The sequence below is a fragment of the Synechococcales cyanobacterium T60_A2020_003 genome, from assembly GCA_015272205.1.
GTDB lineage: Bacteria > Cyanobacteriota > Cyanobacteriia > RECH01 > RECH01 > JACYMB01.
Genome location: JACYMB010000008.1, coordinates 1 through 14,306 on the forward strand (window position 1 = coordinate 1; position 14,306 = coordinate 14,306).

Here is a 14,306-nt window from a genome sequence, read left to right on the forward strand (position 1 = left end):
GTACCTCAACTCACGCGCCTCTCATCCCGACGCTGACCTTTCAGGTACATCGCGGGGCTTCCCGTCTAAAAGCTAAAAAACCGAACCACCGCGATTTTTCTGGAACCCGGTGTTGAATCTAGGCGATCGCCCAGCTATCCGTGCAACCCCAAGTAGCCCAGTCTCTAGGTACTTGAGTGGAGGAGGTACGGCTTCCCGACACGCCGACGATAGCGGCAAATAAGGCTACGATGGAAGAACTTTTTACAGACAGGCTTGACCCAGTTCTACGATTTTTGCAAAAACGGGCACTCGATCCTGTAGCATCTAAACCAATACCGTAGCGATTTGCTGCATCCCCAGGATTCGGATCCAAGTAACTGAGACGGATCTGCGTTCTACGGTGTAAGCCGTACGTGTCAAACAGTGTTAGGTACTCGATACAGCTAAGCGTTATGACTGATTCGATGAAATGGGCCAGTGCGTTATCCCAAAAGCCATCGCTGGAGGCTGCCGTTAAAGAAGTAGCGGAACAAGCCCAGCGATCGCTCCAGGCAACAGCGGATCTGGCGTTTGTGTTCATTTCATCGTCGTTTACCAGCGAATTCCCGCGCCTGATGCCGCTTTTGAAAGAGTATCTCTCTGTTCCGTACCTGATCGGCTGTAGTGGTGGTGGCATTATTGGTCAAGATGTGGAAATTGATGAAGTACAGGAAGTCGAGGACGAGCCTGCGCTCTGTCTGACCTTAGCTCATCTGCCGGGAGTCAACATTCACCCCTTTCACACTCGCGAGGATGATCTGCCAGATCTAGACAGTCCTCCCGATGCCTGGGTTGAGCTGATCGGGGTGCGGCCAGAGGAAAATCCCCAGTTTATTTTGCTGGCCGATCCGTTTACGGCGGGCATTAATGACCTTCTGCAAGGGCTGGATTTTGCCTATCCGGGTTCCGTCAAAGTGGGGGGATTAGCGGGTAGCGATGCCTCCTCAGGGAACAGCAGCCTGTTCTGTAATTTTGAACATCTCCGCGAAGGGGTGGTGGGAGTAGCACTCAGCGGTAATGTTGTGCTAGAGGCGATCGTGGCTCAGGGCTGCCGTCCCATTGGGCAAACCTATCGCGTGGTGGATGGCGAGCGCAACATTGTGATGAAAGTGGTGCCCCAGGATGCCAACCCGTTTGCCTCGGACGGAACGGCTCTAACGCCTTTAGAAGCCCTCCAAGAGGTGTATCAAGACCTGAGCGACGAAGACCGAGAACTGGCTCAACACTCCCTATTTGTAGGCGTTGCCCAAAGTGAGTTTAAGCAAAGCCTCGAACAAGGGGATTTTCTGATTCGCAACCTGTTGGGGGTTGATCCAAAAGTAGGAGCGATCGCCATTGGGGATCGGGTACGGGCTGGGCAACGGATTCAGTTCCATCTGCGCGATGCAGAAACGTCGTCTAATGATTTGGATGCTCTGCTGGAAAAATACGTGATGAACCTTGACCCCAATCAAGCCTCTCCATCCGGTGCCTTGATGTTTTCCTGCCTGGGACGAGGGGAAGGGCTGTACGGTGAACCCAATATTGATTCCCAACTCCTCCACCAGTACTTAAAGCGCATTCCGGTCAGTGGCTTTTTCTGCAATGGCGAAATTGGCCCCGTGGGAAACACCACCTTTCTCCACGGCTACACGTCCGTATTCGGCATCTGTCGGGCCTCTCACGAGGATTGAGCGATCGCAACGCCCAGCATCCGATTCACACAACGCACCAGTTGATCCAGGTCAATGGGTTCAGAGAGGTAGGCATCCGCGCCTAAGCTCAGACAACGCCGCTGCTCTTCTGCGTTGAACCGATTGCTTAAGGCAAGAACCTTGATCCTAGCCCCTGCGGGACGTTGGCGGAGTTGACGGATCAGGTCATAGCTGTTGGTATCGGAAACGTGCAGGCTGATGATGACGGCAACGGGCTCCAGAATCGCGATTTGGTCTAGGGCGATCGCCCCTTCTGTCATCCAGATCATCTGGTATCCCGCTGCATTCAGCATGTCGCAAATTGCCGTTGCGGGTTCTTCTCGATTTTCGATGAGGACAATACGCCCCGACGGTTGCACATTTCCAGCCTCAGGAGACGCGTTATCCGATTCTGGCAGGTGAGAACGGTAGGGAATGCGCACCGTAAACACCGACCCTACACCGAGGTCAGACTGAACCTCAATCGCGCCGCCGTGGAGTTCAACCAACTGCTTCGTCAACGCTAGCCCAACGCCCGCCCCGCCATACTGGCGACTGTAGGACGGCTCTAACTGCTGAAACTTCTCAAACAGCAAGGACTTTTGCTGGTCAGAAATGCCAATCCCCGTATCTTCAACTTGGAATATCGCCATCGACGGAGTAGCCGCAACCCGCAACGTCACAGCCCCCTCCCTCGGCGTAAATTTGACCGCGTTACTGAGCAAGTTCAGCAAAATCTGGCGAATGCGCTGAGGATCGGCCACAAAGCGATCGCGCTCCGGGTCAATATTTAAATGCAGTCTGAGGTTGATTTGCTTTTGGAGCGCTTCATCTTGAACAATTTTGAGGCTTTGCTGCGCCACCTTTGTCAGCGAAAATTCACTGAAGCGCAGCGCCACTTTGCCCGCCTCAAATTGGGACAGGTCAAGAATATCATTGATAAGCTCCAACAAATGGCGACCGCTGGTGTGAATGGTGTTCAGGTGCTTTTGTTGGCGCGGTGTTAGATCGTTATTGCCCCAGTGCATCAGGGTGCTGGATAGGCCAATAATGCTGGTGAGTGGGGTACGGAGTTCATGGCTCATCGCCGCCAAAAATTCGGTCTTGGCTCGGTTGGCAGCCTGGGCCGCTAGCATCGCATCTTTCAGGTGTTGCGTCCGTTCGATGACCCGCTGCCTCAGCAACGACTTTTGCCGTTGGAGGCGCGTGTAGAGTTGGGCCTGACTAATGGCGATCGCCAAATGCTCTGCAATTTGTCGCAGAAAGTTTTCTTCCTCCGCTTGCCAATCTCGAACGTGGCTGCACTGATGGGCAATCAGCAATCCCCAAAGCTGCTGTCGAACCAGGATGGGAACAACCAGTTTAGAACGAACCTGTAACTGCTGGAGTCGCTTGCGTAGGCAGGATGCTTTGGGATAGGCTGCATCGATATTGCTGACCTGCAACACAAATCCCTGGGTATACTTTTCGCGCAGATCGGGATTTCGGTCAAAGCAGGCTTCCTCAATCAGTCCTAGAGCGGAGAGGACATCTTCCGACCCTCTCGCTTCGTAGGTCACCGAGTTTGAACCGTTTAGCACCGAACCGGAGAAGGATAGTACGGCTCCCTTTGCGGATGCCTTCTCAGTGACAACAGCGCTATCAGTCGATGCTTGATCGGGTAGGAGTTGATAAACAAGCAGCCGATCAACCTGCAAAAACTGACGTACCTGTTCTACTGCGGTTTGCAAAATCACAGGCAAATCCAAGCTTTGATGGATTTGGCTAATCACCTGATTGAGTAACCGTTCTTGCTCAATGCGTTGGTATAGCTCAATTTCGACAGGACGACACCCAGGCGGATAGGAGGTAGGGGCGTCGCTATCGTCAATGGGCGGAAGCGGCGTCAGGCAATGGAAGAGTTGCTGTGTGAAGTGGGTATGCTGGGCATGGTTTGGTGTTGCGTTTAACCAGTCCATCAGCGTATCTAGCGAGGGATGGTGATCCGGGTCTGAGTTTTGCTGCCAAATATCAGTTAAGGTTTGGGCGATCGCCCCCGGATCTAAAATCAATTCAGCAATGATCATGGTCTCTTCGGTTTGCTGCCCCCGGAGCAGCACACTGAAGCCGTCTGAAACGAGCAGGGCGAGCGCCTGATCGGAGGTTGAATCGCCTGAAGAGGATAGATCTGGCTTGGGAATATTACGGGTGAAGAACCAGCAGTCTGGTGCTAGATCAGTAGCGGATTGCCGGATCAGTTTGCACAACTGATTAAATTGGGCAGTCGAGATGGGGTGGGCGATCGCACGATCTAAGTTTGCCATTATCTAAAAGCCACCTGCACTTGCGTACCGTAGCGTTGCGCCCATCAGACAAAAGGTAGGGAGATGCGATCGATCCATCAGACTCAGCAGTTTGCAAGACTAGAATTATGTATGAAAATGGGCGAGGCTGTAGAGCGGTAACGTGACTCGACCCCCAGGTTCACCCTGAGTACCACGCAGACATTGATAACGTTGAAAATAGCACTGTTGAAAGGCTAGGAACCTAGGGTGGAAGTGGAGATAAAATGCAGTTCTGCACCACAGTTATCTGCGTTCTTCACTCTCAAGCCAGCATGAAAGCAGTAGCATCGAGTTTCCTATATTCCTATGGTAAATGGGTGAGTCCATATCTGAAACCCGGACAGCAAAGTTCATTTTTGCTCCGTATTGGCCATCTTGTAACGGATGACGTCTTGGGCATTATTCACACCCCCCCGCAAGATTGCACCACGTTTTGACCACCCTCCCACTCAACACCTGGTCTAACCAAGGCGTGTTCGTTGATAGGCTTTTCAGCGCATTGGCGGAAACAGTCCAGGTTTGATCCGGCTTAAAGAGGATAAGTTCTGCCCATTCCCCAGGAGCGATCGCCCGTGGCGTTTGCCCCAAGCACAAGGCGGGATTGGTGCTGAGCCGACTCCAGAGGGTTAACGCATCCCATTGGCCCGAGTCCACCAGGTGATGCCAAAGGAGCGGGAGTGCCAGTTCATAGCCAATCGCACCCGGCGGCGCTTCGGAGAAGGATACCGTTTTTTCCTCGTAGGTGTAGGGGCTATGGTCGATGGCGATCGCATCAATTACACCCTGCTCAACGCCTTGGAGTAAGGCCGCCTGATCCTCTGGATTTCCCAAGGGTGGATCGAGTCGCAGACTGGGATCGTAGCTGGCGATCGCCTGAATATTCAGCAACACATGCATCCAGGTGGTGCTGGCAGTAACGGGTAACCCCCTCGCTTTTGCCTCCCGAATGAGATCCACGCTCCGAGCGGTGGAAACCCGCATCAGGTGAATGGGGGTTTGGGTCGTTTCCACACACTCCAGAAGGCTCACCAGCGGCACAGTTTCTGCCGTGATCGGTACGGGGGGTAACCCTAGCCGCAGAGCCTCAATCCCTTCGCGCACCACCCCTTCCCGTCCTAGCTTGGGATGGCTGCCCCACAGGGCGATCGGCATCGGGGATGGGTGCAGATACTCCAAGATGCGCTGCACCAAGTTCATGTCTGCAATCGGGCGACCGTCGGCAAACCCCGCCACGCCTGCCGCTATCAGATCATCCAGTTCGGTCATTTGCTGCCCCGCAATGCTCTGGGTCAGGGCACCCCACCAGTGGATTTGAATCGGCAAATGGCTGAGCGTGCGGTCAATCTGCGATCGCACTCCCTCCACACTGCCCCGCGTATCCAGAGGGGGATGGGTATCGGGCAGGAGAGTCACCCGCGTGAAGCCCCCTGCGATCGCCGCTTCAGCCAGAGAAAGCAACGTTTCCCGCGATTCAAATCCGGGTTCACCGGAATGGCTGTAAAGATCTACCAGTCCCGGAGCTAGAATACAGCCTGCGCCATCGATGCGCTGAACGTCGGCAGGAACCGATGCTGGATCAGGGGCGATCGCTGCAATCCGGCCATCCGTAATCAAGACATCCATCATCCGGTCGGTATGGGAAACCGGGTCAAGAACGCGAGCCTGCTGAATCAGTTCACTTGTCATAGGGGTTACTCATGCTGAATAGGGGAGTATGCGGGCAGACTACAATGCCCCGGCGGCAGTCTGATCCAACACACTGTCCCCTGTGGTAATATTGGACGCTCTCAGAATCGCATCCCCGTCCGCACCGTGGGGGTAGTCGATGACGCTAACGGCACCGTTCCCCTGCTTGAAGCGCCAGAAATACTCTGGCCCCCAGCCCATGATGTGGCACAGAATCGCTTTATTCACGGCATCGTGAGCCACCACTACAACCGTGGTCACCATTCCCTCCGCCAGATTGTCCGCGATCGCCGTAGACCGCACAATCTCATCCCAGGTGGCTGCCGACCGTTCCCAGACCTGCTGGAGATTTTCACCTTCGGGCATTTGCACCGTTTCGGGCGATCGCTGCCACTGCTTCAGTTCCGCCCCATACTCGGCTTCAATTTCCGCCTCCAGTTTGCCCTCCCAGAGGCCGTGGTTAATTTCCTTCAGACCATCATGATTCTCCAGTTCTACTCCTGGATGCAGCGCCACGATCGCCTCGGCGGTCTGCTTCGGGCGTAGCATCGGACTGGTGACGGCACGATGGATGGGCACATCGTTGAGGTATTGCGCCACCTCTGCGGCTTGCCGATGTCCGGTTTCGTTGAGGGGAACATCAATTTGTCCCTGGAAGCGCTTTTCACGGTTCCACTGGGTTTCGCCATGACGTACCAGCAGCATCCGAATCCCCGATTGTCCGGCACGGGGTTTGGGGACTTTCTGACCGAGATGGGCAGTCAGGTTGAGGGATTCGAGCTGGGCAGGTTCGCTTGACCCTGCCGGGAAATTCAGGACGTTAATGCCGCAGTTGGACTGATCCATTTGGCGATAATGGTGGGAATCCATGCCCAAGGCCGCCCCAATCAGTGCCCGATTGATCCCGCTATGGGCAACCACCAAAATGGTTTCACTGAGATGATTAGGCAACGTTTCATCCCAAAACTGCTGTGCCTGCTCAAAGAGCGATCGCACCGGATAGAAGGTTTCTTTCCCCTCCGGTGTGTCGCGGGTCATTTGCAGATCGTGGGGATGATCGCGCCAGATTTCGTAGAGGTCGGGGAAGCGATCTTGGATCTCTTGAAACAGCATGCCTTCCCATTCGCTCAGGTTAATTTCCTTGAGGTTGTCGCTCAGGCGTAGCGATAGCTCTTGATTCGGCTGAGCTGTTTCCAGAATCAATCGAGCCGTTTGCTGGGCACGCTGAAGTGGACTACAGTAAGCGGCATTAAAGGGAATGCCCACTAAGCTTTGCCCGACTCGACGGGCATCAGCCTGCCCCCGCTCCGTCAGGAACGATTGGTCACAATGCCCCTGTACCCGACGCTCAACGTTAAACGTACTTTCTCCGTGGCGAACCAAAATGACGCGCGTATTCAGGGCTGTGTCCTCCTTTGCTGCAATACCGAAACGTGGCAATCTCTATACGTGGCAATGCAATCGCACCAAAACGGGCGATCGCATCCAACGCCAACCGCATTCTATTCTAAATTAGCGATCGCCACAGGTTCTACCGGATCCGCCAACTCGAATCCAAACACCCGCGAGTAGAAATACAGTTCGCCATCTAGCACCCGCTTAATATTTTCCGCCTTGCGAAATCCGTGCTGCTCTCCAGCAAATAGCACATAGGCCACAGGCAATCCCTTGTCCTTCAAGGCATTTACCATCAGTTCCGCCTGATTGGGAGGCACAATCTTATCCTCGTCGCCCTGGAAAAAGATCACCGGACAAGATAGTTGATCGATATGGTGAATGGGCGATCGCGCCCGGTATAGCGCCTGTTCCGCCGGATACGCTCCAATCAAACTGTCCAGGTAGCGAGCTTCAAACTTGTGGGTATCCTGCGCCAGTACCTCGGCATCGCTCACCCCATAGAAGCTTGCGCCTGCCTTAAAGGTGTCGCGGAAGGTCAGCGCTGCCAGGGTCGTGTAGCCACCTGCACTGCCCCCGTCAATCATGAGGCGATCGCCATCCACCCGACCGTGTTGCACCAAATACTTCGCTCCATTAGCGCAGTCATCCACATCCACCACGCCCCACTGTCCCTTGAGGCGATCGCGGTAGGCGCGACCGTAGCCTGTGCTGCCGCCATAGTTTACATCCAGGACGGCAATCCCGCGACTCGTCCAATACTGGATGCCAAGGTTAAAACTTGCCGAGGTTGCTGCTGTGGGGCCACCGTGACTTTTGACCAGCAGGGGCGGGCGATCGCCATCGGGAGCGGTGTAGTCCTGATTTTTGGGTGCATAGAAAAAGCCGTAGGCCGTCAGGCCGTTCTCGGTGGGGAACTCGATCACCTCCGGTTCCGACAGATAGCCCGGCTCCACGGTGAGTGGACTCGATTGGCGTAGTTCTTGAGTTTTCCCGGTAGCCAAATCCATTCGCACGACGGCGCTGGGAGCCATTGCCGATCCGCCCAGAAACGCCGCAACGCCCGCCCCCACCTGCAATCCGCCAATGCTGGAGTAGGGGGTTTCCAGTTCCGTCAGGCTCAGGGTTTGGGTATTGAGACGGGCGAGGTGCTGAATTCCGTCTTCCACGTAGGTACAAATCAGGGATGCCGCCGATTCAAACCCGTAGGTAGACATCCGAAAGACCCAGTGGGGCAAGCCAAACTCAGCGTCCTTCGGGCAAAGAGGTTCTACGGAGTCTCCCGTCCAGCGATACAAATTCCACCATCCGGTGCGATCGCTCACAAAGTACAGCACGCCATCGGGCGACCACTCCGGCTGAAAGATGGATTCTGCAGTACCTCCGGCAATGTGGGTCGCTTTACCTAAGGTTCCATCGGCCTGCACTGGGGCAACCCAGAGATCCGTACCGTCCCAGGGCATATTGGGGTGATCCCAGGTGATCCAGGCCAGGAATTGTCCATCGGGACTGAGGCGCGGCGAAGAATAAAAATCGTGCCCTCCGGTGAGAACCTGTCCGGCATCGTTCCCCGTCAGGCTCACCGCTGCAATGTCGTTAATCGGTTCCTGGTCATTCTCCGTGTGGCGTTCACGAACACAAATCAGGCGATCGCGCCCTGCATCCATCACCGCATCCGCATAGCGATCGCCCTCTGGAGTGAGGGGTTCTGGCTCGCTACCCGATTCCTGCTGATAGAGCCGCTGATCTGCAAAGTTGGAAAAATAAACCGTGCCCTCATGAACGATGAAAGCCCCGCCGCCGTACTCATGGACACGGGTGCGGACGTTGAAGGGGGAGGGTGTCACGTCCATCTGCTGACCATCGGCAGTAGAGCGCACCACCACGTTTCGTCCCGCATCCGTGGGACGTCCTTCACTCCAATACACCTCATCGCCATCCAGCCGAATTTCACCCAACCGGAGGCTGCCCGCCACGATCAAATCTGAGGTGATTGGCGACTTCCAAGACCCATACGGTGCAGTGATCACAGCTAATCTATTCCTTTTTCAATCAACAAACGCACTCTAGTTTGACAGCTCGTTCACCTGAACCACAGGTAAATCATCCGCTGCTTTCGACGCGGTATCCAGACCTGGGATTGGCTTGGCCGCATCCTTCAGCGATGCCTTCGAGGCAAATCGCCCAACCTGAACCAGACTGGAGAAGGCTTGATTATTCTTGTTTGCCTTTGCCAGCGCCGCCACTTGGAAATCACTGGAGAAGTGCTCTAGGGCAATCTCAAGCGCTTCATTCGGGTTCAGGGCAACCCATCCGGTGGGGGTTAGCTCCCGCACTTCAAAATGGAGGTGAGGCCCTGTCGAGTTTCCGGTGCTGCCCACCCGACCAATCACGGCACCTTGGACAATCTCATCCCCAGCTTCTACAAAAATTTCCGACATGTGAGCGTACAGGGTTTGCTGATCGCCATTCTCAATGACGACCGTAATCCCATAGCCTTGGAGGAAATCCGCCGTAACGACTTTGCCACCAAAGGCCGCGACAACCGGGGTACCCATGGGCGCAGCAATATCCGTTCCGGTGTGCAGACGGGTATCGCCATAGATGGGATGAACGCGCCAGCCAAATAGGGATGAAATCGGGGCGGGGATCGTCAGGGGGAACAGCAGATCGACATCACCGTTGCCAAGGCGACCGATGGGACGAGGCGTGAGGTTGAGGAAATTCTGGATCGAAAAGTTGGGATTCCACTCAATGCCTCGACTATTGAGGCTCACAGGGCCAATGCTAACTGAGCTGATGTCCCCCAGTTGAGCCGCAGCAGCACGGGAAGGGCCGGATGCTGAGGAGTACAGGGAGCAATTATTTTGCCCCGTGTAACCACCGCTTTCAATAATCATCTGACAGCCTGTAGAGCGCTCGTCCAGGACAATCCGAGTCGGTGCCGTTGCACCCAGGTCATAGTCGTTCGATGGGTCAATATAGCTGCTGGCCTCACTGGGCGCACTGGGAACCGCCAGAAAATCCTCGGCTGGAACGCCCACATCCGGCATTGCACTGGGTTCAATCGTGATCACAGGAGCTTCAGGCGCAGCAGGGGGAAGATTCAGCAGATCTTGGGCGGAGGGAACACTTTCCACCGTGCCATCGGGTGATGCTTGAGCCTGGGCGATCGCACTCGTCCCCAGGGTCATGAGGCTAATTAACCCTGCACAGCGGGCACCGCTAACCACGCGCGATCGCCACTTTAATCCTTGTTTCAAAACCTGCTTTGTCATCCGTCGCTCCACCACATTACTCGTAGGAATTGAGATATTGAAATCTTGGTTTAACTCATTCAGTATAGAAGCCCGAATCTGTTCTGAGCATCACGCCTGTGACAGGTTCAAAACGTTGCCAAATGACACACGCTACAATCCCACGATCTTCACAACGAACAGACTAGCTGTTCCTCTGCTAGAGTAACGCCTAATCCCGCTAAGCGTCCATAGGCATTGACTGGACGTTGTCCATCCCCGGCAATTGGATTAACGATGCTTATTGCTCCGATCTGAGGGAAGAAACAATGGCCCCGGTGCGATTTTGGTAGTGGCGGCAGTCCTCGCACGGCCCGGAGGGATTCACCGCACACCGGACGTAGGGCGATCGCGCGTTAAAGAGACAGCTTTGATCGCCAATGATATAACCTAGCTCCTCAACATAATGCTGTTCATCGGGCAAGGAAAGTCGCGAAAGCCCACGAGTTGCCAAGGATTCTAAAACCCGTTGGAGCCTCGCCTGGGCTTGGGCATCCGCACGCCGCAGCACAAAAACAGAGACGATCGAAGGCATCAAGCCGATGACGACAACGAGTAATGCAAACAACACAGCGTCAATCCTTACTCCGTAACCCTTCTAGACTCTTAGCAAAGCACTATAGCGTGGTTTTTGAAAAACAGCGCACTTTGTGCATAGATTTGGGTCAGGGTTTAGCAAAACATGGACGCATGGGATACGGCTTTATGCCTAAGTAAGTAAAAGGCTCCAGACAGCGTGAATCGTTGCGAGTTGCTGTCGCACGGATGGAGGCTAAGCAACACGATATCTACCGGAACCTGAATCAAAAACTGGCGATCCAACTGGTTCGAGAAAACAGCGAGGTGGGTTTTGCTGTTAGAGCGCTAGCCATATCAGTTAGGACATTGTGGAAGGGCAGCTTCGCCGCCCCTCCAAAATGTCCATGTCCTAAGCTAGCTGACAACAGCTATAAACCTAAATATTTGCCAGGGTCTGTCAGCTAAACCCGCCCATACACACAATCAGTGTTTAAGCGTACTCGATATTATCAGGTTCTTTGGGGTTCGCTGGTGCTACTCCCCACCTCAGTGATTAGATTAATCAGGCTCCTAGTCCGCTTTACCGAAGGTCGTAAAGTGCCAACCCTTGCGCTGATCGCCCGTCGTGTCAAACATGACGTGCTTGACGATCGTATACTCCTCTAGGGCATAGTGGGACATATCTTTGCCAATGCCACTCTGTTTGAACCCTCCATGAGGAAGCTCACTCGCTAGGGGGAGATGATCATTCACCCAGACCGTGCCGCACTCCATCGCCGCAGAAACCCGCATGGCTCGCTGCACGTTCGTCGTCCAGACGCTACCTGCCAACCCGTAGGAAATATCGTTGGCGTAGGTTACAGCCTCCGCTTCATCGCTAAACCGACTGACCACAACAACCGGGCCAAAGATCTCATCCTGAACACAGCTTGCATGCTGGGGTGCATCTACAAGGATAGTGGGAGGATAGTAGAATCCGTCTCCCTCTGGCAACTCACCACCCAACGCGATCTTAATTCCCTGGTCTTTGGCCTCTTTGACAAAACCGTGGACTTTATTCCGCTGCGCCTGACTCGAAAGAGGGCCAATGTCGGTGTCTTCGGCAAAGGGATGACCGACTTTGACCTGACTGGAGAGTTCTGTAAACCGACTCAAGAAGGCATCGAAGACTTCATTTTGCACATAGATCCGGGTTGCGGCGGTGCAATCCTGGCCAGAGTTGGCATAGGCTCCCACCACCGCACCGTGCGCTGCTGCCTCAATATCGGCATCCGCAAACACCAAAAAGGGGGCTTTTCCTCCCAACTCCAGCGTGACCCGTTTGATCCGGGGACTCGCCAGTTCCGCAATCCGTTTGCCTGTGCGGGTGCTACCCGTGAAGCTAACCATGCGGATATCGGGATGGGTACAAATGGCCTCTCCGACCTCGGCTCCTCCAGTAACAACGTTGATCAATCCAGGGGGAAAGCCCGATTCCAGCGCAATTTTGGCTAGTTCTATCGTCGTAATCGGCGTATTCGGGGCAGGCTTAAGAATCACCGCATTGCCCGCTGCCAAGGCCGGAGCCAGCTTCCACACAGCCATCATCATTGGGTAGTTCCAGGGGGTGATGGCTCCCACCACACCGATGGGTTCGCGACGGAGCATGCTGGTGTAGCCGCCCACATATTCCCCAGCCGCAACCCCTTCCTGCCGACGCACAGAGCAGGCAAAGTAGCGGAGGTTGTCGATCGCAAAGGGAATATCACCGTTAATCGTGAGCTTCAGTGCTTTTCCGGCATTCTGACTTTCCAGACGCGCTAACTCTTCACTGCGGGCTTCTAGGGCATCAGCTAAGGCCAGCAATGCTGCACTGCGTTCTCCATAGGACAGTTTGCCCCAGGTCGCCTGGGCTTGTTTGGCGATCGCCACGGCTCGATCGACATCCTGGGCAGTGCCCAAGGCCACCGTCGCAAACGGTTTCCCCGTGGCTGGATCAATCAAATCTTCGCTGCCCGTTCCAACCCCCTCATCCCCGATCACCATGGGATAGTGGGTAAATTTATCTGTCATTCCCCTTTCTCCTAAGGACGTTGTGCAGCTTAATGGTGCGGTTTAAACAAATACCATGTGAACCGTAGTCTTACGATGCAATCTTTAGTCTGAACCGTTGGCTACTGTTCTGCTGCGAGCCATGCTACCACATTCAAAATTAGATGGCGGAATGGTTGATTTTGGGTTGTGGAAACTGTTTTTGGCACAGCGTCAGAAACGCTTGAATTTTAGAAATCAGGCCGAAGTACTGCAAAATGAGATATTATCTGAGAAACATGTAAACTTTTATTAAAACTCTTCCTGCGCTATGACGAGCAACCTCGGATTCGGCAAAACCCAGCCTCAACCCAAAACCTCCAAGCGTGCTGAAAAGCGTAAAGAAGCCGCCCAAACGTTTGAAACGATGAAGTCGAGCGGGAATCCCGAATTTGAGGTATACATCCGCATTAAGGGCAAGAAAAGCTGGTATCCAGTGGGGGCGATCGCCGTTCAGCGCAGCAACCTGATCGATCGCGCCATTTTTGATAGTGAGGAATCACTTCTACAAGGCGCATTTCGGCTCTATCCCGTACTTCGGAAAAATCAGACCAATCTGGAATACGGCTATCGTCTGAAGGAATATAAGGACGAGCCGATTAAGCTGGCGGAACCTCCGACAACCAAAGGAGTGAACCCTCTGCAAGCGGCAGTCTCCCAAGTGCAGGATCGGTTCTCATCGCTGTTTAAGAAGTAATTGGGTTCAAGGAGGGGTTGGACAGTGCCCAGCGGAGGCTTTGACGTCAGAACACCACGCATAATTGATTTAGACGTGCTAGGAGGGTAGTCCTTATCTACCTTCTTTTCAACCATTGCTTCATTCAGACAATTGGCTGTCATTAATCAATGTCCATATGAGGCATAGTCTAGGAATGGATGGTATCTGCTGAGGCAAGTCTAGCTCAATACTTGACCATATCCAGTTTCCTAAGCGTCGTGCGCGATAGTCTCCGATCGCTTGACCGTTCAATGCTTTATCACGGCTGTTTCCAGGCTCAGCAAGGGCGCGCGCCGAAGAGCTACGACCAATAAAAGAAAAAGATCGATTGCTCTCGAAGGAACTGTTGTGCAAGGGTGATCCTACTGGGCCAGAACCAGGATTCCCTGTCAGATTATTACTATTTCTGAAGAAATTCATATTAAACCTCAAACTAACGAAGCGGTCGAAGTTCTGAAGTCACTTCTATCAAAGGATTCAGAGAATATCATCCTACTGTGATTTATTCGAGGACGACTGGATATTACAGATTTTCAAGGCTTTGTTGCATGATTAGAAGGATGATCAGGCTCACCTTGAGGTCGTCCGGGTATTAAGCTTCGAC

Annotated in this window: 10 protein-coding genes; 3 read left to right on the top strand and 7 right to left on the bottom strand. The window is 54.0% G+C overall.

What is annotated here, in order from left to right:
- The first annotated feature begins 434 nt into the window (after positions 1–434).
- Positions 435–1,694 carry an FIST C-terminal domain-containing protein gene (locus IGR76_00235; protein ID MBF2076976.1) on the top strand — a complete coding sequence of 420 codons (1,260 nt, stop codon included), beginning with the start codon at positions 435–437 and terminating at the stop codon, positions 1,692–1,694.
- On the opposite strand, the gene IGR76_00240 is transcribed toward IGR76_00235, so the two are convergent.
- The 7 genes from IGR76_00240 to IGR76_00270 form a co-directional block, all read right to left on the bottom strand.
- Complete coding sequence (locus IGR76_00240) at positions 1,682–3,997, bottom strand: GAF domain-containing protein (GenBank protein MBF2076977.1); 2,316 nt, start codon at positions 3,995–3,997, stop codon at positions 1,682–1,684. The genes IGR76_00235 and IGR76_00240 overlap by 13 nt on opposite strands.
- A 420-nt stretch (positions 3,998–4,417) precedes the next feature.
- Complete coding sequence (locus IGR76_00245; protein ID MBF2076978.1) at positions 4,418–5,704, bottom strand: dihydroorotase; 1,287 nt, start codon at positions 5,702–5,704, stop codon at positions 4,418–4,420.
- A gap of 39 nt (positions 5,705–5,743) precedes the next feature.
- A complete protein-coding gene (locus tag IGR76_00250; protein ID MBF2076979.1) occupies positions 5,744–7,105 on the bottom strand; it encodes a histidine phosphatase family protein in 1,362 nt (453 codons plus the stop codon).
- 101 nt (positions 7,106–7,206) lie between these two features.
- On the bottom strand, positions 7,207–9,129 hold the full coding sequence (locus IGR76_00255; GenBank protein ID MBF2076980.1) for a S9 family peptidase: 1,923 nt from the start codon (positions 9,127–9,129) through the stop codon (positions 7,207–7,209).
- 36 nt (positions 9,130–9,165) lie between these two features.
- Positions 9,166–10,377, bottom strand: a complete 1,212-nt coding sequence (locus tag IGR76_00260) for a M23 family metallopeptidase (GenBank protein ID MBF2076981.1) — start codon at positions 10,375–10,377, stop codon at positions 9,166–9,168.
- 259 nt (positions 10,378–10,636) lie between these two features.
- A complete protein-coding gene (locus IGR76_00265; protein MBF2076982.1) occupies positions 10,637–10,966 on the bottom strand; it encodes a hypothetical protein in 330 nt (109 codons plus the stop codon).
- A 518-nt stretch (positions 10,967–11,484) separates the two neighbouring features.
- Positions 11,485–12,939, bottom strand: a complete 1,455-nt coding sequence (locus IGR76_00270; GenBank protein MBF2076983.1) for an aminobutyraldehyde dehydrogenase — start codon at positions 12,937–12,939, stop codon at positions 11,485–11,487.
- 124 nt (positions 12,940–13,063) lie between these two features.
- Between IGR76_00270 and IGR76_00275 the strand changes: the two genes are divergently transcribed.
- Entirely contained in the window at positions 13,064–13,240 is a 177-nt protein-coding gene (locus IGR76_00275) for a hypothetical protein (protein ID MBF2076984.1), read from the top strand.
- A gap of 15 nt (positions 13,241–13,255) precedes the next feature.
- Positions 13,256–13,681 carry a hypothetical protein gene (locus IGR76_00280; protein MBF2076985.1) on the top strand — a complete coding sequence of 142 codons (426 nt, stop codon included), beginning with the start codon at positions 13,256–13,258 and terminating at the stop codon, positions 13,679–13,681.
- Positions 13,682–14,306: the final 625 nt, after the last annotated feature.

Coding starts and splice junctions, on each gene's coding strand:
- IGR76_00280 (MBF2076985.1), top strand. CDS start 13,256: ATGACGAGCAACCTCGGATTCGGCAAAACCCAGCCTCAACCCAAAACC.
- IGR76_00240 (MBF2076977.1), bottom strand. CDS start 3,997: ATGGCAAACTTAGATCGTGCGATCGCCCACCCCATCTCGACTGCCCAA.
- IGR76_00245 (MBF2076978.1), bottom strand. CDS start 5,704: ATGACAAGTGAACTGATTCAGCAGGCTCGCGTTCTTGACCCGGTTTCC.
- IGR76_00270 (MBF2076983.1), bottom strand. CDS start 12,939: ATGGTGATCGGGGATGAGGGGGTTGGAACGGGCAGCGAAGATTTGATT.
- IGR76_00235 (MBF2076976.1), top strand. CDS start 435: ATGACTGATTCGATGAAATGGGCCAGTGCGTTATCCCAAAAGCCATCG.
- IGR76_00260 (MBF2076981.1), bottom strand. CDS start 10,377: ATGACAAAGCAGGTTTTGAAACAAGGATTAAAGTGGCGATCGCGCGTG.